The 23,787-nt window shown below is 67.5% G+C and carries 14 protein-coding genes; 7 read left to right on the top strand and 7 right to left on the bottom strand.

Annotation, left to right across the window (positions count from 1 at the left end):
- From Q1L59_RS07735 to Q1L59_RS07725, 3 genes are all read right to left on the bottom strand, one after another.
- A partial coding sequence (locus Q1L59_RS07735) for a lactate utilization protein B (RefSeq protein WP_300330423.1) occupies positions 1-1,030 on the bottom strand: 1,030 nt, incomplete at its 3' end.
- Positions 1,027-1,704, bottom strand: coding sequence for a lactate utilization protein (locus Q1L59_RS07730; RefSeq protein WP_300330421.1), 678 nt, complete (start codon positions 1,702-1,704; stop codon positions 1,027-1,029). The genes Q1L59_RS07735 and Q1L59_RS07730, both read right to left, overlap by 4 nt.
- The gene (locus Q1L59_RS07725) at positions 1,701-2,483 is read right to left on the bottom strand and encodes a (Fe-S)-binding protein (protein ID WP_300330418.1); all 783 of its coding nucleotides are present in this window, start codon (positions 2,481-2,483) and stop codon (positions 1,701-1,703) included. Before Q1L59_RS07725 ends, Q1L59_RS07730 begins: the two co-directional genes overlap by 4 nt.
- A gap of 499 nt (positions 2,484-2,982) precedes the next feature.
- On the opposite strand from Q1L59_RS07725, the gene Q1L59_RS07720 reads away from it, so the two are divergent.
- A complete protein-coding gene (locus Q1L59_RS07720; protein ID WP_300330415.1) occupies positions 2,983-3,705 on the top strand; it encodes an FCD domain-containing protein in 723 nt (240 codons plus the stop codon).
- A 77-nt stretch (positions 3,706-3,782) separates the two neighbouring features.
- Here the strand turns inward: Q1L59_RS07720 and Q1L59_RS07715 are convergent, their stop codons facing one another.
- The gene (locus Q1L59_RS07715; RefSeq protein ID WP_300330412.1) at positions 3,783-5,219 is read right to left on the bottom strand and encodes a carbonic anhydrase family protein; all 1,437 of its coding nucleotides are present in this window, start codon (positions 5,217-5,219) and stop codon (positions 3,783-3,785) included.
- A gap of 14 nt (positions 5,220-5,233) precedes the next feature.
- Between Q1L59_RS07715 and Q1L59_RS07710 the strand changes: the two genes are divergently transcribed.
- The gene (locus tag Q1L59_RS07710) at positions 5,234-6,505 is read left to right on the top strand and encodes an NAD(P)/FAD-dependent oxidoreductase (RefSeq protein ID WP_366145632.1); all 1,272 of its coding nucleotides are present in this window, start codon (positions 5,234-5,236) and stop codon (positions 6,503-6,505) included.
- Between the two features lie 33 nt (positions 6,506-6,538).
- On the opposite strand, the gene yaaA is transcribed toward Q1L59_RS07710, so the two are convergent.
- Positions 6,539-7,312 carry a peroxide stress protein YaaA gene (yaaA, locus tag Q1L59_RS07705; protein ID WP_300330406.1) on the bottom strand — a complete coding sequence of 258 codons (774 nt, stop codon included), beginning with the start codon at positions 7,310-7,312 and terminating at the stop codon, positions 6,539-6,541.
- Positions 7,313-7,417: 105 nt separating this feature from the next.
- On the opposite strand from yaaA, the gene Q1L59_RS07700 reads away from it, so the two are divergent.
- Positions 7,418-9,412 carry a site-specific recombinase gene (locus Q1L59_RS07700; RefSeq protein WP_300330404.1) on the top strand — a complete coding sequence of 665 codons (1,995 nt, stop codon included), beginning with the start codon at positions 7,418-7,420 and terminating at the stop codon, positions 9,410-9,412.
- Positions 9,413-9,438: 26 nt separating this feature from the next.
- Here Q1L59_RS07700 and Q1L59_RS07695 read toward each other — a convergent pair whose 3' ends face one another.
- The gene (locus Q1L59_RS07695) at positions 9,439-10,029 is read right to left on the bottom strand and encodes a hypothetical protein (RefSeq protein ID WP_300330401.1); all 591 of its coding nucleotides are present in this window, start codon (positions 10,027-10,029) and stop codon (positions 9,439-9,441) included.
- Between the two features lie 130 nt (positions 10,030-10,159).
- Between Q1L59_RS07695 and Q1L59_RS07690 the strand changes: the two genes are divergently transcribed.
- The gene (locus Q1L59_RS07690) at positions 10,160-12,055 is read left to right on the top strand and encodes a diguanylate cyclase (RefSeq protein WP_300330398.1); all 1,896 of its coding nucleotides are present in this window, start codon (positions 10,160-10,162) and stop codon (positions 12,053-12,055) included.
- A gap of 70 nt (positions 12,056-12,125) precedes the next feature.
- Here Q1L59_RS07690 and Q1L59_RS07685 read toward each other — a convergent pair whose 3' ends face one another.
- A complete protein-coding gene (locus tag Q1L59_RS07685) occupies positions 12,126-14,327 on the bottom strand; it encodes a hypothetical protein (protein ID WP_300330395.1) in 2,202 nt (733 codons plus the stop codon).
- A gap of 263 nt (positions 14,328-14,590) precedes the next feature.
- On the opposite strand from Q1L59_RS07685, the gene Q1L59_RS07680 reads away from it, so the two are divergent.
- From Q1L59_RS07680 to Q1L59_RS07670, 3 genes are all read left to right on the top strand, one after another.
- Positions 14,591-15,334: an MT-A70 family methyltransferase gene (locus Q1L59_RS07680; RefSeq protein WP_300330393.1), complete on the top strand. Its 744-nt coding sequence runs from the start codon at positions 14,591-14,593 to the stop codon at positions 15,332-15,334.
- 74 nt (positions 15,335-15,408) lie between these two features.
- The gene (locus Q1L59_RS07675) at positions 15,409-20,565 is read left to right on the top strand and encodes a RecQ family ATP-dependent DNA helicase (protein WP_300330390.1); all 5,157 of its coding nucleotides are present in this window, start codon (positions 15,409-15,411) and stop codon (positions 20,563-20,565) included.
- A 92-nt stretch (positions 20,566-20,657) separates the two neighbouring features.
- Positions 20,658-23,342: a bifunctional acetate--CoA ligase family protein/GNAT family N-acetyltransferase gene (locus Q1L59_RS07670; protein WP_300330387.1), complete on the top strand. Its 2,685-nt coding sequence runs from the start codon at positions 20,658-20,660 to the stop codon at positions 23,340-23,342.
- Positions 23,343-23,787 lie beyond the last annotated feature (445 nt).

The following is a 23,787-nucleotide window of genomic DNA, read 5'->3' as shown; positions in this document are numbered from 1 at the left end:
AGGTCGTTCCGTAGGCGTGCCCGCCGATGCGCGTGTAGACCGGGCAATGGTTCATGCACGCGCCGCAGCGGATGCACTGCAGCGTCGCGCGCATCTGTTCGTCGCGGTAGGCCTGCGTGCGGCCATTGTCGACGAGGACGAGGTGCAGCTCGCGCGGGCCGTCCTTCTCGCCCGGTTTGCGCGGGCCGCTGATCAGGTTGAAGTAGGTGGTGATCGCCTGACCGGTCGCCGAGCGTGTCAAGAGGCCGAAGAGCGGCGGCACGTGGGCGAGCTTTTCGACGACCTTTTCGATGCCGGTGATCGCGATATGCACGTCGGGAACGGTCGTGCACATGCGGCCGTTGCCTTCGTTTTCGACCAGACACAGCGTGCCGGTTTCGGCGACGGCGAAGTTGACGCCGGAAAGGCCGACTTCGGCGGCGCGGAACTTTTCGCGCAGGACGGCGCGGCCGATGCCGATCAGTTCGTCGACCGATTCGGTATAGCGGGCGCCCGGCACCTTGGCGGCGAAGAGGCGGGCGATCTGCTGTTTCGTCTTGTGGATCGCCGGCATGATGATGTGCGAGGGTTTTTCGCCGTCGAGCTGGACGATGTACTCGCCCATGTCGCTTTCCAGCGCTTCGATTCCGGCGGCGGCGAGCGCATGGTTGAGTTCGACTTCCTCGCTGACCATCGACTTGCCCTTGACGACGAGGCGCGTCGAGTGGCGGCGGGCGATGTCGACGATGATCGCGTTGGCTTGCGCCGGCGTTTCGGCCCAATGCACCTGGACACCGTTGGCGGTGAGCTTGCGCTCGAGCTGTTCGAGCAGATCGGGCAGGCGAGCCAGCGTGTATTGGCGGATCTGTTCGGCCAGGCGGCGCTGCTGTTCGAGCGCGGCGAGGTCGGGAAACTGCGCAGCGCGGCGCGCGATCAGGAAATCCATCGCGGCGCGGAAGCTTTGCCGCAGGTGCGCGTCGCCGACGGCGGTAGCTGAGCGCTCGCGGAACTCGCTGGCGGGGACGAACTTCAATTCGTGCGTGGCGCTCATTGCACTTCTCCCGGGTTGACCAGCAGGAGGACGATCAGCTCCTTCGGGCCGTGCGCGCCGTAGGCGAGCGTGACCTGGATGTCGGCCGTTTTCGAGGGTCCGGAGACGAGCAGCGCGTTGGTCGGCAGGCCGGCGCTCCAGCCTTGTTCGCTGATCGCGTCGAAAAAGCGGTCGTAGAGCTTGTCGGCGTCGAGCAGTGCAAAGTGGATCGGTGGGACGAGCGAGAGCAGGCGGGGTTCGCGGTTGTCCGGCCAGAGGATCAGCGTGCCGGTTTCGGCGATGCCGCCGCGCGTCGAGGTGAAGCCGGCGTCGATCTCGCTGAACAGTTCGCCTTTCCAGTCGTCGATCGGCCGCGCGTAGGGCTGCAGGCCGCTGATTCCGGCGGCCTGCAGTGCCGCCGCGTGCTCGCTGTGCTCGCCGTAGAGCACGCTGTTGATTCCTTTCGCGCAGCACAGTTCGAGCAGCTTTTCCGGCCAGGTGTCGCGCGTCACGCGTACGACCTCGCCACGCCAGAAAGCCATTTTCTCGCAGAATAGCGCGATGCGCGCGGCGCGCGTCGAAGCGGGCCGGGTGGCTTTGGCGGCGGCGTAGAAGCCTTCGATGTCGGGTTCGAGCGGCTGCCGAGTGCTGCCGGCGGCGCGCAGACGCTGCAGGATGTTGTCGCGTGCGCTCATGCTTTTCCTCCTTCGTCGGCGGTGCGTTGCCAGAGGAAGCTGGCCAGGTGCTCGCCGGGCAGCCGCCGGCCTTCCTTCTCGATCGTGTGCGTCAGGTTGAGCAGGCAGCCGCAGTCGGCCGAAAGCAGCGCGTCGGCGCCGGTCTGGGCGATCGCTTCGACCTTGTCGGCGGCCATCGCGGCCGAGATTGCCGGGTGTTTGAGCGAGAAGGTGCCGCCGAAACCGCAGCATTCGGCTTCGTGCTCGTGTACGGCGACTTCGACCCGGCTGAGTTGGGCGAGCAGCGCGCCGGCGTGCGCGTGCGTTCCCATCTGGCGACGCGCGGCGCACGAGGTGTGCACGGCGACGCGCGTTGCCGGGCCAAGGTCGGTCAGCCGGACGCGCGCGACATGGACGAGGAACTCGCTCAGTTCGAAGACGCGTTCGGCGAGCGCGCGCGCTTGCGCCAGGTGCTGCGCGTCGTCGGCGAAAAGGTCTGGATAGTGCTGGCGCATCATTCCGGCGCACGAGCCCGAGGGGACGACGACCGGCCACGGCTCGGGAAACAGCGCCAGTTGGGCGAGCGCGACGGCGCGGCTCTGCTCGGGGAAGCCGCTGCTGTGCGCCGGCTGTCCGCAGCACGTCTGATCGGCCGGGTAGATGACCTCGATGCCTTCGCGTTCGAGCAGGCGGACGGCGTCGAGGCCGGCCTGCGGCCAGAAGAGATCGATCAGACACGTTCCGAAGAGATACACCTTGTCCGGTTTGTCCGGATAGTGCCGGCTGCCCGCTGCGTCCATGACTGGCTCCTCTGCGCGAATGCGACGGAAAGATGCGACGGAAAGGCGAACGTCAAAAAGTGGTAAGACCACTTTCCGGTACATTAGCGAGGAGCGCGCGCCTTGTCAATCGCCCGCTCGGTCAGCGGGAGCCGGCGGATCGCGCGCAAGCGGCGCGCGGGTCGACGAAAATGGCCCGGAACGGTGGGGGAGCCGTTGCCGGGCCGGTACTGCAAGCGCCTGGCGAGGGGGGGGAGGGAGGTGGTGGCCGCTAAGCACTCGAGCGCATTGTCGGCCGGATGGCGATCGGGGTCTGTGCGCTATTGCACACATCGCCTGCATTTTTCGGCCGGCGTGCAGCGCCGTCCGGGTAGCGGAGCGCTGTGGCGCTGCGGCGAACTGGTGAGCATGCGGCTTTCCTGCGATACTGCGGGCTGCCGTCGGCCGGAATCCGTCATTCGCCGGTCACTCCGCGCTCTCTCCTCAATTCCTCGTCGATCCGCTCCGAGCATTGCCCCGAATGCGTCATGTCAAGCTCAATCTGCCGCGCATTCCCGACGCGATCGCTCATCAGCTCGAAGCGCGCATCCTCGACGGGACGCTGAAGCCGGGCGAGCGCCTGCCGGCCGAGCGCGAACTGGCGCTGGAGTTCGGCGTTTCGCGCCCGTCGCTGCGCGAGGCGATCAAGCGGCTGGTTTCGCGCGAACTGCTGGTCAGCCGGCATGGCGGCGGAACCTACGTGACCGATCGCCTGGCGGCGAGTTTCAGCGACCCCTGGCAACCGCTGCTCGAGCAGCATCCAGCGCTGCACGAGGACGTGCTCGAGTTTCGCCTGCTGCTCGAATCGTCGGCCGCCGAGCTGGCCGCGCAGCGCGCGACCGACGATGATCTGCAACGGCTGGCGCAGGCTTACGCGCGGCTCGATCTGGCCTACGCTGGCAACAATCGGAGCGAGCAGGTGGCGGCCGATGTCGGTTTTCACCTGACGATCGCCGAGACGGCGCACAACGTGCTGTATGCGCATCTGGTGGGCAGCGTCATGCGCCTGCTGCACGAGCACGTGCGGCGGACTTTGAAGGAAATCGCTGTCAGCCCGGAAACCCGCCGCGAGCTGATGGCGCAACATCAGGCGATCGCGCAGGCGATCGGCGAGCGGCAACCGGAAGCGGCGCGGCGCGCTGCGCAGGAGCATATCGCCTACGTCCGTCGGCGCCTGCAGGCGGCCGCGCAGAAGCGGGAATAGGCAGAGACGGCATCAAGAAGCGGAACTGGGCGCGCCTGGCGCGCCTCAGGCGGGACGCGCCGCTCGGCGCGCCCGGGTCAGCGCGATTCCTTGATCATGCGCCCCGAACTCGCCTGGATCGGGCGTGCATTGTGCGGGTAGAGGCGGGCGAAGATGGCCAGTTGTTCGGGCGAGATTTGTTGCGGCTGCTTGAGGACGAGCCAGAGGACGCCTTCGGTGCACGGCGGTGTGCTGAGCGAGCCCATGTAGGTGTAGTAGCCGTGCTCGGTCGGCAGCAGTTGCGTCAGGTCGATGCTGATTCCGGGTGGCGTGACGTACTCGTTCCTTTCCAGCGGCAGGTTGTTCCAGATCGTCTGGATGAGCGGGTTTTCCATCCCTTTTTCGAGCAGGACCGCGACGATCGCGAGCTTGTCGTCGGCCGACTTGTGCACCAGGTGGGCGACCATGTCGAATGACTTGCCGTCGACGCGCTCTTCCGACGGGCGGTGGAAATGGAACTCGACGAGTTCGTAGGTCTTGCCGAGCAAGCCGATGCTGTTGCCGCTGACCTGGACCTGGATCGTGCGCCCGTCGTCGATGACGCGAAACTGCGACGGCCGGTAGGTGAACTGCAGCGTTTCGAGGTCGACGCGGAAACCGTCGCGAATGTCGATCGGCGATTGTCGGCGGCCGTTGGCGCAGGTGGCGTATTCGGGTTTCAGCCGGCCCCAGTTGTCGGGCCCGCCTTCACCTGAGTAGGCCCAGGGAATGCGCGTGTAGGTCGGCGTGGCGGCGGGCGGCTCGTCGTCGGGGCGCGCGGCGAGGACGCGCGGTGCGCGGATTGCCGGCCGTGCGGGATGCACGGCGCGCGCCTGCGCTGCCGCTGCGGGCGGCCGGGCGGCCGGCGTGGGCTGGGCCGTTGGCGTGGGTGGCGTCGGTGGAGCCGATTGCGCGGGCGCGGCGGTTTCGCCCGCTGCTTTCGCCTCGCGTTCAGGTTTTTCGGTCGCCGGCGTCGGCAGATTGGCGCGCCGCACGTCCTTCTGCAGCAGCGCTTCGTTGGCCTTGCGCAGCTCGCCGGCCGCCTCGTTGACCTTGTCGGCCGTGCGGCTGGCGGCAGCGGCGGCTTCCGGACCCGGTTTCGGGCGGCAGACTTCGCGTAGCAGCTTGTCGTCGAGCATGCCGCTGCGCACTGGCATTTCGACCTGCACCTTGACTTCGTCCTCGCGCAGGAACTGACCTTCCTCCTTGAAGTAGGTCCGCTTCAGCGTGCTGTAGGTGCGCAGCGCGCAGTCGTAGCGATTGAGCGCCTGCACGATGCGATACGAAGACGAGGTCTTGGCGTCGATGATCGGCTTGTCGAGGATGATCCGGCCCTCGGCGATCGTCTTGCCGTTGGCTTCCTTGCGGATGCTGGCGCGGTCGATCTCGACGCGTTTGCCGGGTTCGGCCGAGATCACCTGCCACGCTGCGCCAGCCGTCGCCGGGAAGAGCGCAGCGAGCACGAGGACGGCGGGAAACTTGCACTGAGGATGCATCTTGACTCCGGAAGTTGCTGCTGATCGTTGTATTCACGGAAAATCGGGCGCCGGCTTTAGCCTCAGCCGGGATTGCAACGCGTGTACGGCAGCGCCACGCTGGGAGGCGACAGCGGCGTCCGGTAGAATCGTGCCGTCTGCCGGAGGTGCGCATGGAGAAGCTTGCAGCAGTCGTCATCGGGGCCGGGGTGATCGGTCTGGCGTGCGCGCGTGCGCTCGCGCGGCGCGGCCGCGAAACGCTGATCATCGAGCGCAACGAGGCTTTCGGTCTGGAAACGAGCAGCCGCAACAGCGAGGTGATCCACGCCGGTCTGTACTACGCGCAGGATTCGCTGAAAGCTCGTCTGTGCGTCGCCGGCCAGCGGCAGCTCTACGAGTTCTGTGCGGAGAACGCGGTGGCGCACCGGCGCTGCGGCAAGCTGGTCGTGGCGACGGCGAATGCGCAGCTCGCCCGGCTGCACGCGCTGCGCGCCCAGGGCCAGGCCAACGGCGTTGCCGACTTGCGCCTGCTGAGCGGCCGCGAGGCGCGCGCGCTCGAACCCGAATTGGCCTGTTGTGCGGCGCTGCACTCGCCGTCGACCGGCATCGTCGACAGCCACGCGCTGATGCTCGCCTTGCTCGCCGACGCCGAGCGGCACGGGGCGCTGCTCGTGCTGCGCTCGCCGGTCGTTGGCGGGACGGTAGACGCGAGTGGAATCGTTCTCGCTGTCGGCGGCGCCGAACCGCTGCGCCTGCGCGCGGAAATCGTGATCAACGCCGCCGGTCTGTCGGCGACGCACTTTGCCCGGACGCTGAGCGGTTTTCCGCCGCGTTGCCTGCCGTTCAATGGCTATGCGAAGGGAAACTATTTCAGTCTGCAGCGGCCGGCGCCGTTCTCGCGTCTGATCTATCCCTTGCCGGAAAGCGGTGGGCTCGGCGTTCATCTGACGCTCGATCTGGCCGGACAGGCGCGCTTCGGGCCGGATGTCGAGTGGTTGCCCGAGGCACCCGCCAGCGCGCCGCCTCCCGCTTTCGACTATCGCGTCGACCCGGCGCGCGGGGCGGCCTTCTACCGCGAGATTCGCCGCTACTGGCCGGCGTTGCCGGATGGCGCGCTGGCGCCGGCCTACGCCGGAATCCGGCCGAAGCTCGGCGCACGCACGCAGCCGGCGGCGGATTTCCTGATCCAGGGTCCGGCCGAACACGGCGTTGACGGATTGGTCAACCTGTTCGGCCTCGAGTCGCCCGGGCTGACCGCGTGTCTGGCGATCGCCGAACACGTCAGCGCGCTGCTCGCCGTCGGCTGAGGCGCGGCGCGCGCTCATCGGTCGGGCCGCCATTTACTCGCGGCGCCGGCGGTAGACCCAGACCGTGTCGTCCGACGCGGCGTGTACGAAGCTGTAGCCTTCGGCCGCGAAGTCCTGCAGGCCGGCGGGTTCGTGCACGCGGTTACGAATCGCGAAGCGCGCCATCAGTCCGCGCGCCCGTTTCGCCCAGAAGCTGATGACGCGAAAGCGGCCGCCGCTCCAGTCCTCGAAGACCGGCTGGATCACCGGGACCGGCAGAGATCGGCGGCTGACCGCCTTGAAATACTCTTCCGAGGCGAGATTGATCAGCGCGCTGGCGGCTTCTGCGCGCAGCGCTTGCGCCAGCGCTTCGCCGATGCGCTCGCCCCAGAAGGCGTAAAGGTCCTTGCCGCGCGGGTTGGACAGCCGCGTTCCCATTTCGAGCCGGTAGGGCTGCATCAGGTCGAGCGGCCGGAGCAGGCCGTAGAGGCCGGACAGGATGCGCAGGTGTCGCTGGGCAAACTGCAGGTCGGCGAGCGACAGGCTGCTCGCGTCCAGACCCTCGTAGACGTCGCCGTTGAAGGCGAGGACGGCTTGCTTGGCGTTTTCCGGCGTGCACGGGAGCTGCCATTCGGCATGCCGCGTGCTGTTGAGCATGGCCAGCGAATCGCTGATCTTCAGCCGACTGGCGAGTTCGGCCGGGGTCAGTTGGCGCAGGCGGTCGATGAGCAACTGCGACTGGTCGAGGAACTGCGCCTGAGTATGCTCGGCGACCGTCGGCGCAGTCCGATAGTCGAGCGTCTTGGCGGGCGAGAGGACGATGATCATGGGCTGCCTGCTGCCGCCAGCGGCGGGCGGCACGATACTTTGTTAAGATTCCGCCGATTGTAATCGACGAGCGAGGCCGCTTCGTCGCTGCGCGGAGAAAACGTCGTGAACCTGGAAGAGATCCTTGCCGGCTGCCGCGGCACGCCGGCTGAAGTGACGGACGTGCTGGTGCAACTGGTCGGCGAAATCCGGCCGGCTGATCCGAAGGATTACAAGACGGCGAAACGGAATCTGCAGGCCTTGTGCTACCTGCTTGGCGCGCGCCCCGAACTGCGCGCTGCGCTACGCAACAGCCTCATTCAGTTGGCGATGAGCCATCGCCATTCGGAACTGTACACCTCGACCGGAATCCTGCCGAACACCGGTTTCGTTGCCGAAAGCCTGCAGCGGATCGGCCACAAGCTGCTGCCCGAGGTGCTCGACCCCGGTCTGCTGCGCAGCGTGCTGCGCCGCAGCTTCGATCGGCCGAGCGACCGCCACTGGGTGACCGGCGTCGGTGCAGCCGTCTGGGAGGAACTCTTCTGCGCCGTGCGCTTCGACGAATTGCCGGCGAGCGCCACTTTGCCGCATCCGTTGGGCGAGTTGCTGCGCTCGCTGCGCGTGCTCTCCTACTGGATCGTTGCCTGCGGTATGGAGCCGGAACTGCTGCGGCTGGAACCGGCGCTCGAGACGCGCGAGTCGCCTTTCGTCGCGCAGAACAGCGAAATGGCGGCCTATATCGAGCTTTACCCGCAGCGCTGGGGTCAGGCGCTCGGCGAAGACACCGATGATCGCCACTTGCGCGTGCTGTTCAGCCAGTGCCGCGAGGTGATCGAGCGTGTCCGGCGCAATGCGGCGAGGAACGGGACGAGCATCGCGCTGACCTACAACCTGCAGCGCCTGCGCCAGTTGCTCAAGCGCTGCGAACAGTTGCTCGACATCCTCGCCGGCCTGCAGAGGGACCCCGGCGGAATCGGCGCGTACCCGTCGATGGTGACGCTGTTCACCCAGCTCGTGCACGATGAGTGCCTGCGCAACAACCTGTTCCGCCATTGGCGGCAGAATACCGAGTTGATCGCCCTGCGCGTCACCGACAACGCCAACCACCACGGCGAACACTACATCACCGAGTCGCGCCAGGAATATTGGGCGATGGCGCGTTCGGCGATGATCGGCGGCGTGGTCATTGCCTGCATGGCCTGTTTCAAGATCCTGCTGGTCAAGGCGCACATGCCGCCGCTGGTCGGCGCGCTGAGCTTCTGCCTGAACTATGGGCTGGGTTTCTGCCTGATCCACATCCTGCACGGCACGGTGGCGACCAAGCAGCCGGCGATGACCGCGAATGCGATCGCCACGACGATCAGCCAGACTGGCGGGAGGTTGCGCGAGCTCGAGCGCTTGAGCGAGCTGATCGCCCGCATGTGTCGCAGCCAACTGGTCGCCATTCTGGGCAATGTCGGCATTGCTGTTCCGCTCGCCGGGCTACTCGCCTTTGCCGTCGTGTCGCTCACCGGCGAAGCGTTCACCGATGCGGAAAAGTCGCTGCACCTGCTGGAAGAACAGAACCTGGTGCACAGCGGCGCCGTCTTCTACGCGGCGATTGCCGGCGTCTGCCTGTTCGTTTCCGGCCTGCTCAGCGGCTATTACGACAACTACGCCGCGTACAACCGGATTCCCGAGCGCATCCGGCAGCTCGCCTGGGCCCGACGCGTCTTCGGTGAGGCGCGCATGCGGCGCGTCGCGGCGTATATCGGCGCCAATCTGGGCGCGCTCTCGGGCAACCTGCTGTTCGGCTTTCTGCTCGGGGGAACGACGCTCTTCGGCGTCCTGGTCGGTTTGCCGATCGACATTCGGCACGTCGCCTTCTCGTCGGCTTTCGTCGGGATCGGTTTCGTCGGTCTCGATTTTTCACCCGACCCCTGGTTGTTCGCCTGGGCCGTACTCGGCGTCGCGGCGATCGGCCTGCTCAACCTCTCAGTCAGTTTCGCGCTGGCGCTGACCGTCGCCCTGCGTTCACGTCAGGTGCCGGACGGCGAGTGGTGGCCGCTGGCGCGCGCGGTTTTCGGTTATTTCCTGCGCCATCCGCGCGGTTTCTTCCTGCCGCCGAAGAAAGGCGACTGAGCGCGGCAACGCCGGCGGCCCGATGCTCAGCGCGGCGGCGTGCCGGCGTCGGGTTTGTTCGCCGCGCGCGCCGCCTGCTTTGCCTGGCGTTCGGCGTCCTGACGCGCGCGCCGCTCCTGTTTGGCCTGGCGACGCGCTTGCTCGGCCGCCAGCTTGCGGCGCCCCTGTTCGGCTTTCCTTGCCTTTTCGGCGATCTTCTGCTCGCGTTCGCTCGCTTTCGCCGCTTCTTCGGCACGATAGCGTTCGCCACTCTCCCGGTTTTCGATTGCGCGTGCGTTCTGGTCGGCGGCGCGCTGCGCTTCCTTGGCCGCCAGATCCTGCCGCCGGGCTTCACGCTCGAAGTCGCGCGCCGGTTGCTCCAGCTTGCGTGCTTCGACGACCAAGACGGTGTGGCGCTTGCGCGCGGCGCTCAGGCAATCGGCGACGAGCAGCTTGCGCTGGCAGAGATCCTCGTCGGCGCGCAGGCGGCGATCGGCTTCAGCACGCAGTTCGGCGGCGCGCGCCTTCTGTGCGGCGGCTTCGTCAAGCGTCTGCGGAATTGGCGGCGGGGCTGGCGTTTCCGCCCAAACGGCAGCGCTGGCGACGATAAGACCAATCAATAGGCTTTGCACACGCATAAAATCCCTTTTCTCCAACGACCAAAGCGTTTGCGCGCCGGAAGGCCGGTCGACGCGTGCCAGACTTAGGTTGCAGCATCGACCGTACACTATAATCGAGGATGGAACGGGGGCCCAACTGAACTTATCAATGCCTTTAGCGCATCTATTTCTTCTACTCCTGGCCCTGCTGACTGCTGCGGCTTCCGGGGGGGTGTGGGCGCAGGCGGTGCAACTGACTTCCGCAACCACATCGCTTTCGCTGCGTCCCTTCGTCGAGGTTCTGGAAGATGCTGACGGGTCTTTGAACATTGCCGATGTCGAGCGTCCGGATATTGCCGCCCGCTTCCGGCCCGTTGCCGGGCGCGGCGAACTCAACTTCGGTTACTCCGACGCAACGTATTGGCTGCGCGTGCGGCTGCTTCCGCCGCCCGGCGCGCCGTCGTCATGGCGGCTCGAGGTGGACCAGCCTTCGCTCGACTACGTAACGCTGTTCCTTCGTCACAACAGCGGCTTCGCGCGTCTCGACGGGGGCGATCGGACAGCATTTGCGGCTCGCCCGTACGCCCACCGCAACTTCGTTTTTCCGCTGGTTCTTTCTCCCGGCGGTGAGCAAAGCCTCTATTTGCGCGTCGCTTCCGAGGGCAACCTGCACATTCCGCTCACCCTCTGGGCGCCGCACGCCCTGCTGGCGAGCGATCAGGCAAGCTATTCGCTGCTCGCCGCTTACCTCGGCGGGCTCCTCGCACTGGCCATTTACCACATGCTTCCCGGCTGTGCTCAGCGCGACCCGGTCAGTCTGGCGTACGTCGCCTTCCTGGTTGCGCGCTGGTTTGCCGAGGTGTCGATGCGCGGCCTGGGCAATCAGTACCTGTGGCCGGAATGGCCCGAATGGGGGAACCTCGCTCCGACGATAGGTCTCTGCCTGGCTGGTGTTACCGGCGCAGTCTTCGTGCGGGTCTTTCTGCAAACGCGCCGGACAGCGCCCGGGCTCGATCGCCTGTTGCAATGGCAGCAAGCCGGTTTCCTCGTTGCAGCACTGGCAGCAATCAGCAATGTTTATCGATGGGCAGAAATTGGCGTGATCCTGCTGAGCACTGCGGTTGCCGCGACGACGCTGATCGGCGCCATCCTCGGCTGTTCGCGGCGCCAGCCGGGAGCCGGGCTTTTCCTCATTGCCTGGATCGTGCACCTGCTCGGCGTGGCGGCGGCTGGACTGCACGAGACCGGCGCCCTGTCGAGCAATCTGCTCACCGACTACGGCGTCGAGATCGGTTCGGCGCTGCAGATCCTCCTGCTCAGCTTTGCAATCGCCGCGCGCACGCTGGCCGTTCGCCAGGAAATGGACTTGGCGCATGACGAAATGCTGCGCGCCAAGGAACAGGCGATGGAAACCTTGCAGCAGTCGGAGAAAACGCTTGAACAGCGCGTCATGCAGCGAACGCTGGAACTGGCCGAGGCGAACGATCGCCTGCGCCAGAGCGAAGCCGAACTACGCAAGCTGGCGCACCACGATCCGCTCACCGGGCTGGCCAATCGCGCGCTGCTTTTCGAAGAACTGCGCCGCGTTCTTGCGCGCGCCAAGCGCAGCGGCGAGATGGTTGCCCTGCTGATGATCGACCTCGACGGCTTCAAGCCGGTCAACGATAGTTACGGACACGCGGTCGGCGATCACCTGCTGGAAATCATCGCTACCCGCCTGCAGGACTGCGTACGCGTTTCAGATACCGTTGCCCGTCTGGGCGGCGACGAGTTCGTCGTCGTCGTCGAAGCGGTGCTCGACAGCAAGCAGGCGATGACCATCGGTGCCAAGATCATCGCCAACCTGAGTCAGCCGGCGCTCGTCGGCCAGCACAGCCTGCAGGTCGGTGCCAGCGTCGGCATTGCGCTCTGGCCGCTGCACGCCGAAGACATCCACCACCTGCTGCAGGCGGCTGATCGGGCGATGTACCTGGCCAAGGAAGATGGGCGTGGGCGCTGTTCGCTCGCCACGCCGCCCGGTCAGATTCATCCGGTGCCGCTCGCCGGCAAGCGTCTGGCGCGCTGAACGCGCGCCACGAAGGAGCCGCTGGTCACCCCCTGTCGGGTGGCGGAACCGCCGCCCGACAGGTTCAGGGTCACTCGACCGCTGCGCCGACTTCCAGATGTAGCCGGCGTCCGTCGGGCAACTGCCCGCCGAGACCGCTCAGCTTGCGGCAGAGATGCTCCTGCGCGTAGCGCAAAGGGGCTTGCGGCAGCGGCGGCAAGCGCACGACGACCGCCCGCTCGTCGCTGCGTATCCAGCCCGGGCAGGCGAGAATCGTGTCGAGCACGGTGCGCCGGTCGAGATTGTTGGCGACGCTGTCGAACAGCCAGTCGAGAAGCTGATGGCGGACGTTCCACACCGAGCCGGTGACGAAGTCGAACAGCATCTTGCCTTCGTTGTCGATCGGCGCTTGCGAACGGTAGTCACACAAACCCGTGACGGTGACCCGCTCGGGCAAACTCTTCTGTTCGACCAACAGGCGCTTCAGCGCTGCTTCGCTGCTGCTGATCGCCTCTGCCAGGCGCCGATGGCGGCTGTTCTGGCGTTCGCTGCCGTCCTGGTTGAAGCTGGGCTGGGCCAGTGCAAGCTGCTTGCGCAGCTTGACCAGGTGTCCCTCGGTCGCGCTGATGCGCTCGGCGAGCAGTCGGCAGCGCGGGTTGGCGATGACGCGCGGCGTCCATTCGCCGGCGGCGAAACCGGGTCGGTAGCGGCCCGAGTGACCCGGCTCGCCGGCCGCGGGGGCGATGTTTGGATCGCCTTGCCGGGCCACCGCGGCGCAAAGCAGAAGGTCGGCCGACAGGCGCAGTCCGGCGTCCCAGCAGAGCACGCTGCTGCGCGCTCGGCTGCGCTGGTTCCAGAAGATCAGGCGGCGAACGCTGACCGGCGCACCGATCGCGCCGTCGCCGGGGGCGCAGCGGGGCGCCAGCGCGGCGAGTTCGACCATCTGCTCGGCGACCCGGTAGGTGGTGCTGCCGAAATGCAGTTGCTCGCCGAAAGTCGCCTCTGGCACCGTGGTGACTTGCTCGTCGTGATTCTGATGCGCGACGAAAGGGATGCCGGCGTCGACCAGTCGAGCGAGGAAGTCGCTGTCGACCTCGGCCTGCGCGAAGACTTGCACCGGCATGATGCCCAACGACAGCGCGCGCGCCTGCTCGACCAGGGCCAGGATGCGCCCGGACAACTCGTGTCGGCCCTCGGCGAGCGTGAAAGCGACCAGGCGTCCGCGTTCGTCGTAGGTCGCCAGATTGGCGCGCAGCGTCTGCGCTGGCAGCGGCTCGCCGGACGCATCGGTGACCGACGCCGGGCAGGGCAGGGCATGTGCTTCGGTAAACCACAGGCGCGTGCCGACCAGCCCGCGCCTGATCCGGTCTGCGAAGGCGGCGTCGAGCAGGGTGCTTGCCCGCTCGGCCGCTGCCGCCTCGAAGAACCAGCGCCAGACGCCGTCCGCGCTCGGCAGTCGGCGCAGGCCGAGCAGTCGTCCTGCCTCTTCTGCCGGTTCGCGTTCGATCGCCTCGAAGCTGCGCCAGTCGCGCACTGCCATCAGGACGAATATGTGGAAAATCCGCCAGTTGTTCGGAAAGAGCGTGAGCAGACGGGCGAACCACTGGTGTCGGCTGGCGAGGACCAGGATGACCGGAAACAGGCCGGCATGGCGGCTGGCCTGCCAGTCGTGCCGCTCGGCGTACGGTGGATCAATGGCTGGCCAGGCGGCGGTCGCCGGCTCGCCGTGGATGGCCGTCGCGTCGGCGGCAAGCGGCGTTGCCGCAGCCGTCGAATCGCCGCGCAGGACATCCTCGATCGCCGATTCCTCCAGGGTGAAGGTGGGCCTTGCCGCATCGCGCGCTGCCGGGCGAGGCGTTTCACGGTTGCTCTCGAACAGTTCGGCTGGCGGCAAGCCATCGCGCTCGCGCGCCGGACCAGCGACGCGACGCTTGCCGACGCGCAGACGGCCTTGCATCTTCTCGCTGACACAGCGGTTCGGACTGTAACCGTGGAGCAGGCCGCTGACGCCGAAAACGCGGTAGCTTTCGCGGTAATTGTGCAGCGTCTGCCGGCTCAGATTGAGCACTTCGGCCAGACGCGTCTGGTTCAGGTTCTTCTGCAGCAGTTCGACGACAAGAATTCGCCGTTCCGCCTTGTTGGCCAGATTGACACGCTTGCTCAGGCTTCCCTGGTGGTACAGGTCTCCCTGACTGCGTGGGCCATGCGGCAGGTGCAGCCAGTAGCCGCGACCCAGATCGAAACGACCTTCGGCTGATTCAGCCCCCACTGCTGTCGACGTGCTCGGTATCATTACGTACCTCCAACTGAAGCCAACCGGAAAATACTGCAGCCCTGCAGCGCAATTTACCTCAGGGCGTTTCGGCGAAGTCGATTTATCATGCGGATTTTACAATTGCAGGGCGCCGTCCCTGTCCAAACGCCGGTTTGCCCGCGGGCTGCGCGCGACGGCGGCGGAGCGGCTGACGAGTCGGCGGCGCGCGGCTGTCGCTGCGGCGTACGCGGGCCGCCTGCCGCACCGCGCGCGAACGCGAACGCGGGCAAGAGGTGATGACGATGACCGGGAGTTTCCCCGACGCTGCGCACGACCTGTTGCAGTGTGTCGGCGGGCGCAGGTTCGGCTCGGTGCTGGCCGATCCACCCTGGCAGTTCACCAACCGTACCGGCAAGATGGCGCCTGAGCACAAGCGTCTCAGCCGCTATTCGACGATGTCGCTGGGCGAGATTCTGACGCTGCCGGTCGCGGCCCTCGTCGATGATCCGGCGCACCTCTACCTGTGGGTGCCCAACGCGCTGCTGCCCGAAGGCCTGCGCGTTCTCGCAGCCTGGGGTTTCACCTACAAGAGCAATCTCGTCTGGCACAAGGTGCGCAAGGACGGCGAGCCCGACGGGCGCGGGGTAGGCTTCTATTTCCGCAATACGACCGAACTGATCCTCTTCGGCGTGCGCGGGCGCAAGGCACGCACGCTGGCGCCTGGACGCAGCCAGGTGAACATCATTCGGAGCCGCAAGCGCGAGCACTCGCGCAAACCGGACGAGCTTTACTCGCTGATCGAAGCGTGTTCGCCGGGTCCCCACCTGGAACTGTTTGCCCGTGGCGCGCGCTCCGGCTGGACGAGCTGGGGCACTCAGGCGGCAGACTACGCGCCGGACTGGCCGACCTACGCGCACAACTCGCAGACCGACACGCACGCCGGCGCCAGCCAGCGCCTCGCGCACAGCTCGCCGGGCGAGGACGATACCCGGGGCGCGCCGGCGAAAGCGCGCCGTCCGCGGCGAGCGCGAGGCGCAAGCGAGTGAGCAAGGCCGTGGACTGGCCGTGCTGTGGATGCCTTGGCAAGCGCTGAAGGTCGGTCGGCGCGCGGCCGGGCAGAATGGCAGTGACCGAATTCGGACAACCACTGCAGCCGCGCTGTCTGTGCCTCGACCTGGAAACGGCGATCGACGATGTCCGACAGCTCAGGAAGCTCGCCGGCTGGCGACCGGACACCGGCGCCAGTCTGGTCGTCAAGGGGGCCGCTCTGGCTTCGTCGCTCGCGCGCCTCGACGAACTTGGCGCTGGCGCCGCCTTCGTCCTCGGACACAATGTCGTCCGCCACGACCTGCCGGTGCTGCGCGCGCTGTATCCGGGTCTGGCGCTGCACCGGCTGCCGGTGGTCGACACGCTCGAACTGTCGCCGATCGCCTTTCCGCAGAACCCCTACCATAGTCTGGTCAAGGACTACCGCCTGGTGCGCGACGCGACCAGCGACCCACTGCGCGACGCCCAACTGGCGCTGCGCCTGTGGCTCGACGAGTACGCCGCGCTGGCCGCGCTCGGCGTCTCGTCGGCGCAGGAACTCGCCTGCCACCACTACTTCCTGACGCGCGCCGGGCAGGTCGGCGTCGGCAGCTTCTTCGCCAGTCTGCGCCGGGCGCTGCCGCCGGCCGCGGGCGATGTGCGCCAGTTCGTCGCTGAACTGGCGCGTGGCAAGGCCTGCCCGCAGCAAGTCGCCGTGGCGACCGAAGAAGCGCTGGCCGAGGTCGAAGCCGGTCGCTGTTTCTCCTACGTCCTCGCCTGGCTGCGCGTCAGCGGCGGCAACTCGGTGCTGCCGCCCTGGCTGCACCGGCAGTTTCCGCGCGTCAGCGAAGTCATCCGGAAGCTGCGCGCCAGCCCCTGTACCGATCCGGCCTGCCCGTACTGCGCGCTGCATCTGGCGCCCGAGAAGGAACTCGAACGCTATTTCGGCTTTGCCGAATTTCGCAGCGAGCCGCGCGACGCGGCCGGACAGCCGCTGCAGGAGCGCATCGTGCGCGCCGCCTACGCCGGGCAATCGCTGCTCGCGCTGCTGCCGACCGGCGGCGGCAAGTCGATCTGCTATCAGTTGCCGGCGCTCTCGCGCTACTGGCAGGAGGGCGGTCTGACGATCATCGTTTCGCCGCTGCAGTCGCTGATGAGGGATCAGGTCGACAATCTGGTGCGCAGCGGCATCTATAGCGGCGCGACGCTGAATGGCATGCTGACCCTGCCCGAGCGGCGCGACGTTCTCGCCCGCGTGCGCCTGGGCGACGTCGGGATTCTGCTGGTTTCGCCCGAGCAGTTCCGTAGCCGGGCGTTTGCCGAGGCGATACGCTGCCGCCAGATCGCCGCCTGGGTTTTCGACGAAGCGCATTGTCTGTCGCGCTGGGGCAACGATTTTCGACCCGACTACCTCTACGTTGCGCGCTTCATTCGCGAGCGGCACGCGGGCACACGGCAGGGCGCGGCGCCGGTCTGGTGTTTCACGGCGACGGCGAAGAAGGAAGTGGTGGGCGATATCGTCGAGCATTTTCGTGACGCGCTCGGTCGCAGGCTGGACGTCTTCGACGGTGGGCACGAGCGCGACAATCTGCACTACGAGGTCTTGCCGGTCTGTCGCTCCGAAAAGCTGGCGCTGATCGGCCGCCTGCTCGAACAGGAACTCGGTTCTCCCCGGCAGCCGGTCGGCGAAGGCGGTGCGGTCGTGTTCACCACGCGCCGGCGCACTGCCGAGGAAATCGGCGGCTATCTGAAGGATCTCGGTTGGCCCAGCGCGCATTTCCATGCCGGTCTCGAGGCCGGGCTGAAGCAGGACATACAGCGTGCTTTCATCGACGGAACGCTGCGCGTTATCGTCGCCACCAACGCTTTCGGCATGGGTGTCGACAAGCCCGACGTGCGTCTGGTGATGCACGCCGAGATTCCCGGTTCGTTGGAGAACTACCTGCAGGAGGCGGGTCGCGCCGGGCGCGACCGGCGCGAGGCGCGCTGCATCCTGCTCTACGACGAGGAGGATGTCGAGGCGCAGTTTGCCTTGGCCGCGCGCTCGCGCCTGTCGCGCCAGGACATCGCCAATATCCTGCGCACGCTGCGCCGCTACTCGGCGCGCGCGAAGAGCGCCGAGATCGTCGTTACGGCGGGCGAGATCCTGGCTGACGACGAACTTGAAACCTCGATCGAAGCGGAAAACCCGGATGCCGATACCAAGGTGCGCACGGCGATTGCCTGGCTCGAACGGGCGCAGCTTGTCGAGCGCAACGAGAACCATACGCGCGTCTTTCCCGGTTGCCTGAAGGTCGCTTCGCTGGCCGAAGCGCAGCAGCGCCTGGTGCGTGCCGGACTGTCGCCGGAGAGGGCGGGCAAGTACGCCGATCTGGTCAGCTTGCTGATCAACGCGCGCGCCGACGAGGGGCTGAGCACCGACGACCTGATGCTTGGCCTCGGCGCGACGAGCGAAGAGTGCATCCGCATGCTGCAGCAACTCGAGCAGCTCGGCATTCTGAGCAACGATCTGCTGCTCACCGTCCTCCTCCGGCGCGGCGTGCCGGACGGCTCGCGCGAGCGGATGCAGCAGCTCGTCGCGCTGGAAAAGGCGCTGCTCGCCCTGTTGCCGGAACTCGCGCCGGAAGCCGACAGCGGCGACTGGCAGGAGATGAATCTCGCCGGCGTCTGCGCCGAACTGCGCTGCCGGACTGGCCAGAGCTTTTTGCCCGACGCGCTGCTCACGCTCCTGCGCTCGCTTGCCCGGCCGTTCGGCGACGACAGCGCGACGCGGCGGGCGATGTTCGAGGTGCGCGTCGTTCGCCGTTCGCTACTCCGCCTGCGTCTGCTGCGCAGTTGGCGCAACGTCGGCGAACTCGCTGAACGCCGTCGAGCAGTGGCGCTGGCCCTGCTTGGCGCGCTGCTCGGCCGGCTCGACGAGCGGCAGCGTGGGGTGGACCTGCGCGTCGAAGTCAAGCTGGGCGAACTGGCCGAACTCCTGCGACGCGATCTGGCCAACGGCCCGGCGCTGAAGGACGAAATCGCGGCGATCGACGCCGGGCTGCTCTACCTGCACGACAACCATGTGCTGATCCTCGATCAGGGCAAGGCGGTGTTTCGATCGGCGATGACGATCACCGTCTCCCCGGGCGAAAAGCGCAGCTTCGCCAGCGTCGACTTCGCGCCGCTGAAGGAACACTACGACGAGCGGAACTTCCAGATCCACGCGGTCAACGAATACGCGCGCCTTGGCCTGAACAAGCTTTCCGATGCGCTGTCCTTCGTTCTCGCCTACTTTGCGCTGCCCAAGCTCGACTTCATTCGGCGCTACTTTTCCGGGCGCAAGGAAATGCTCGAACGTGCGACGACCGAGGAATCGTATCGGCGCGTCGTCGAAGACCTCAGGCATCCACTGCAGCAACGCCTGGTTGCGCAGCGGCCGGACGAAAACCGGCTGATCCTTGCCGGCCCGGGCGCCGGCAAGACACGCGTCATCGTGCATCGCGTGGCCTACCTCGTGCGCGTCCTGCGTGAGGCGCCGGCAAGCATCATCGTGCTCGCCTTCAACCGCTCGGCGGCGAGCGAGATTCGCCGCCGCCTGCACCACCTGATCGCCAACGATGCCAGCCGGGTCACCGTGCTGACCTATCATGCGCTGGCCTTGCGCCTGACCGGAACGAGTTTGCGCAGCCTGGCCGAGAACGGCCGCGAAGCCGACTTCGACGCGTTGCTCGAAGATGCGCTGGCGCTGCTCCAGGGCCGGCCGGATAGCCTCGCGCTCGTCGGCGACAGCGACGAACTGCGCGAGCGCCTGCTCGCCGGCTACCGGCACATCCTGATCGACGAGTACCAGGACATCGACCGGCGCCAGTTCGAACTGATCAGCGCGCTGGCCGGGCGGACGCTGACCGACGGCGAGCGCAAGCTGAGCGTTCTCGCGGTCGGCGACGACGACCAGAACATCTACAGCTTCCGCGGCAGCAGCAGCGACTTCATTCGCCGCTTTCAGGATGACTACCAGGCCAAAGTCGAGTTTCTCGTCGACAACCATCGCTCGACGGCCAACATCATCGCCGCGGCGAACAGCGTGATCGCCGGCAATGCGCAGCGTCTGAAGAGCGCGCATCCGATCCGCATCGATGCCCGCCGTCGGCGCGAACCGCCGGGCGGTCGCTGGCAGGCGCTCGACCCGCTTGCCGCCGGCCAGGTGCAGGTACTCGCCGTACCGCCCGACGCGATCGCTCAGGCGGTGCTCGTCATCGCCGAAGTCGAACGTCTGGCGGCGCTCGACGCGCGTGCCGATTGGTCCGATTTCGCGCTGCTCGCACGCAACCGGGCGACGCTCGAACCCTTGCGCGCCTGGTGCGAGAGCGCCGGCATCGCCTACGCTTTTTGCCCAGGCGAGGCGGCTGGCGGGCCGCGCCTGCATCAGGTGCGCGAAGGCTGGGAGCTGGTCGAACTGCTGCGCACGCGGGCGAATCGCCTGCTGCGCTCGGGAGCGCTGGGGCGCTGGTTCGCCGCGCGACATCGCGCCGACCCGGCGAGCAACCCCTGGCTGCGCCTGCTGCGCCAGTCCATCGACGAAATCGAGGCGAGCTGGGGCGATTCGCCGGTGCCGGCGAGCCTGGCCTGCGAGGCCTTGTACGAATTCGGCAACGAAGCACGCGAGGCCGAGCGCGGTCGCCTGACGCTATCCACCGTGCACGGCGCCAAGGGGCGCGAGTTCCGGCATGTCGTCATGCTCGACGGCGGCGACTGGCGGCGCGCCGACGAGGAGGAACGCCGCCTCTACTACGTCGGCATGACGCGCGCGTGCGAGAACCTCGTGCTCTGCCAGGCGAGCCGCGACGGCAACCCGTTCACGCCGTCGCTGGCGGCTCCTCTGGTCCGGCGCAGCGCGCTGCCGGAAAGCGTGGAGCGGCCGCCCGCTCTGGCGCTGCGCTACTGCACGCTGGGCCTGCGCGAGGTCGATATCGGTTTCGCCGGACGTTTCGACGCGGCGGCGCCGGTGCACCGGGCGATCGCCGCACTCAAGGTGGGCGATCGCCTGCTGCTCGCCGGCCGGCGCGAGCTACGCAACGGCGAAGGGTATTGCGTCGGCCGTCTGGCCCGTGCGGTCGAACTGCCGCCCGGCGAAGTGCTCGACGTTCGCGTCGACGCGCTGGTCCGACGAACGCGCCAGCAGAGCGAAGCGCGCTTCCAGGAGGCGCTCAGAAGCGATGCCTGGTGGGTCGTCCTGGCCACGCTGCGGATTGCTGCGGCGCGCTGCTGAGACCCTGCGTCAGGCAATCGGCTATCATGGGTCCATCCTCAGACCTTGCCCGCCGTCGGCGCCAGCCTTGAGACAAGGGCAAGCGAGCCATCATGACCGTCCGCAACCTGGAGTTCCTCTTTCGCCCGAAGTCGGTAGCGCTGGTCGCCGAACCCGCGGAAGCCAGCCGCTACGCCGATGTGGTGCTGGCCAACCTGGCCGCCGGCGGCTTCCCCGGCAGGCTGATTTCGCTGGGCGTGCACAGGCGCTCGCACTTTGTCATCGGCGACGACGTTCGTCTCGACGAATTTGCCACGGCACCTGAGCTGGCCATCGTCTGTGCCTCGCTCGACCTGGTGCCGGCGATCATCGGACAACTCGGCGCGCGCGGCACGCGCGGCGTGATCGTCGGGCCGTGGTTGTGGCACCGGATGAGCCGCAGCCAGATCGCGCTGGCGCGCCAAGGCATCCTGCAGGCGGCACAGCCCTGGCTGATGCGCGTGCTCGGCCCAGGCAGCGGCGGACTCGTCGTCCCTGCTGGCGGACTCAACGCCTCGGCCGCGCCGGTTCCGATCAAGCCGGGAAAGATCGCCCTGGTCAGCCAGTCGACGGCGATTGCCGCCGCCGTTCTCGACCGTGCAGAGAGCCGCGGAATCGGCTTCTCGACCGTGCTTCACCTCGGCGCCGGACTCGACGTGGACCTCGCCGATACGCTCGACTGGCTCGCCGCCGACGCTGATACCCGCTCGATCCTGGTGCAGATCGACGAAATCGTCGACGGACGCAAGTTTCTCGCGGCGGCGCGTGCCGCCGCGCGCAACAAACCGGTCGTCGCCATCCATTGCCGGCGGCTGGTCGCCGGCGGCCCGCCGAACGGACCCTGGCGCGCCGACGATGCCTTCCAGGCGGCGCTGCGGCGGGCCGGCTGGGTGAGCATCGACACGCTCGGCGCGCTCTTCGAAGCGGTCGAGGCGATGGCGCGGGTACGCCCGCCACGCGGCGAAACGCTGACCATCATCGGCAACGGGCACGGCCTCGGACGCATTGCCGCCGAGACCTTGCTTCGCCTCGGCGGCCAGTTGGGCGAGCTCTCGCCGGGCACGCTCAGCCATCTGGAGAGGCGGCTGCAGACGCGTTCGCCGCTGAGCAATCCGCTCGCGCTGCCGCCCGACGTGCGCCCGGAAGACTGGGCGGCAGCGCTTTCCGCCGTCCTTGCCGACAGCCGTACCGATAGCGTGTTGACCGTCTGCTCGGCGTCGCCTTTTGCGGCCAGCGACCAGGTGGCCGCGGCCATCTGCGCCGTGTCGCGCGCCAGCGAGCGCAACGTGTTTACCGCCTGGGTCGGCGGCGGCGCGATGCTCGAAGCGCAGCGCATCGCTGCCGCACATGGCGTGCTCAGCCACGATTCGCCGGAAAGAGCGATTGCCGCCTTCCTCGGCGTGCTCAATTTCCGGCGCAATCGCGCCCTGCTGATCCAGATGCCGCCGTCGCAGGCAGCCGATTTCCTGCCGGATGGCGAAGCTGCGCGCAGCACGCTTGGCGAAGCGCTGGCGGCGGGCGAGGAAACGCTGTCGGCCCGGCGCGCGCGCCGCCTGTTGAACGCCTATGGCATCGTCGTCGCCGAGCCTTCGGCCGCCACCAGCATCGACGCCGCGCTGGTCGCCGCCGAGCAGATCGGCTATCCGGTCGACCTCGCGCTGCTGCTCGCCAACGGGGCGGTCTTCGCCGAGACGGCGGACGGGCTTCGTTCGCCGGCCGAGGTGCGGCGCGCCGCGCGCGAGCTGCGCCGCCGTCAGCACGCGCAGCCGCCGGCGGGCCGCGTGAGCGGCTACCGGCTGCGGCCAAGCGCGGCCCGCAGCGGCACCCCGGCGCTGCGCCTCGGGGTTGCCCTTGACCCCCTGTTTGGTCCGCTCATCTTCGTCGCGCGCAGCGCCGCCGGCCAGGCGCACGACGGCGACTGCGTCGTTGCTCTGCCGCCGCTCAACCAGATGCTGGCGCTCGATCTGGTCAAACGCAGCGCCTTTGCCGAAGCGGTCGCGGACGTGAACGAGCGACACGCATTGGAGGCTGCGTTCAGCCAGGCGCTGATTCGCCTGTCGCAACTGCTGACCGACCTCGATCCGATAGCGAGCGTCGACCTCGACCCACTGCATGTCGAGGCCACCGGCGTCGTCGCACTGGCCGCGCGCATAGGCCTGGCGCGCTCGGGCGCCGAGATCGATCGCCGGCGGCTGGCCATCCGGCCCTATCCCAAGGAACTCGAACACCTGACGCATTGGCACGGCCGGACGTTGCTCGTGCGGCCGATTCAGCCCGAGGACCAGGAAGCGCTCGGCGCCCTGCTCAACTCGCTGCAGCCCGAGGACGCGCGCATGCGTTTCTTCAACGCTGTGCGCAGCATCTCGCGCGGCCGCCTGGCGCGCTTCACGCAGATCGATTACGACCGCGAGATGGCGCTGGTGGCGATCGAGCGCGACGGCGACGGGCCCGCTCGCGCGCTTGGCGAGGTGCGCGCGGTCACCGATTCCAGCGGCGAATTCGCCGACTTCGCGATCGTCGTCGACTCGGCGCTCAAGGGCCAGGGACTCGGTCGCCTGTTGCTCGAACGCCTGCTGAGCTATTGCCGCAGCCGCAGAATCGCCGAGTTGCGCGGCGAAACGCTGGAAGGCAACCTGCGCATGCAGCGCTTGGCGCGCCGTCTCGGCTTCACGCTGTCGACCGGCGCCGACCGCGGTACGATCGATCTGCGTCTAGCGCTGCGCCCGCCGGCGAGCACCCGCGATGGGGGCGACCGCTGAGCGCGTTGACGCCCGCTGGGGCGCGCGACGCGTGATGCGATGACGCTGTTTGCCGACGGGGATTCGCCCGGCTAATCGAGCGATCGCATGCCCTACCGGCGAGTTCGTCGGGCGCCCGTCGTCCGGCTTCCCGCTTCGCTTCAAGCGGCAGGCGCATTCAGTCCGAGGCAAAGCGGCTTAGCCATCCGCGGCGAAGCGAAGGCGTTGATCATCGCTGCCTCGAGGCGGGTTGCCTTTACCGGCAATGCTGTTCAATCAGGCCACGGAGATTCGTTTGGCCTTGTCGACCTGTCATTTCAGATTTCCGGATCTCGGCGGAATATTGAGGCAGAGTTCAGGAATTCGATGTGGCACGTTATTTGACCAGGCGAGAGGTTGCTCCTGGCATAATTTGGCACCTCACGTTGCGAAGGAGTGCGAAGGTGTTGAGACAGTCGTGGCTTCC

Origin of the sequence: Accumulibacter sp. (assembly GCF_029255125.1) — a bacterium.
In the GTDB taxonomy this organism is placed as follows: domain Bacteria; phylum Pseudomonadota; class Gammaproteobacteria; order Burkholderiales; family Rhodocyclaceae; genus Accumulibacter.
The sequence above is the reverse complement of the archived record's forward strand: the minus strand, read 5'-3'. Positions and strand labels throughout refer to the sequence as shown.

Bases quoted from the DNA above. Each gene is read 5' to 3' on its own strand.
- Q1L59_RS07675 (WP_300330390.1), top strand. From the start codon at position 15,409: ATGGCAGTGACCGAATTCGGACAACCACTGCAGCCGCGCTGTCTGTGC.
- Q1L59_RS07720 (WP_300330415.1), top strand. From the start codon at position 2,983: ATGCGTCATGTCAAGCTCAATCTGCCGCGCATTCCCGACGCGATCGCT.
- Q1L59_RS07680 (WP_300330393.1), top strand. From the start codon at position 14,591: ATGACCGGGAGTTTCCCCGACGCTGCGCACGACCTGTTGCAGTGTGTC.
- Q1L59_RS07670 (WP_300330387.1), top strand. From the start codon at position 20,658: ATGACCGTCCGCAACCTGGAGTTCCTCTTTCGCCCGAAGTCGGTAGCG.
- Q1L59_RS07690 (WP_300330398.1), top strand. From the start codon at position 10,160: ATGCCTTTAGCGCATCTATTTCTTCTACTCCTGGCCCTGCTGACTGCT.
- Q1L59_RS07730 (WP_300330421.1), bottom strand. From the start codon at position 1,704: ATGAGCGCACGCGACAACATCCTGCAGCGTCTGCGCGCCGCCGGCAGC.
- Q1L59_RS07715 (WP_300330412.1), bottom strand. From the start codon at position 5,219: ATGCATCCTCAGTGCAAGTTTCCCGCCGTCCTCGTGCTCGCTGCGCTC.
- Q1L59_RS07695 (WP_300330401.1), bottom strand. From the start codon at position 10,029: ATGCGTGTGCAAAGCCTATTGATTGGTCTTATCGTCGCCAGCGCTGCC.
- Q1L59_RS07725 (WP_300330418.1), bottom strand. From the start codon at position 2,483: ATGGACGCAGCGGGCAGCCGGCACTATCCGGACAAACCGGACAAGGTG.
- Q1L59_RS07685 (WP_300330395.1), bottom strand. From the start codon at position 14,327: ATGATACCGAGCACGTCGACAGCAGTGGGGGCTGAATCAGCCGAAGGT.
- yaaA (WP_300330406.1), bottom strand. From the start codon at position 7,312: ATGATCATCGTCCTCTCGCCCGCCAAGACGCTCGACTATCGGACTGCG.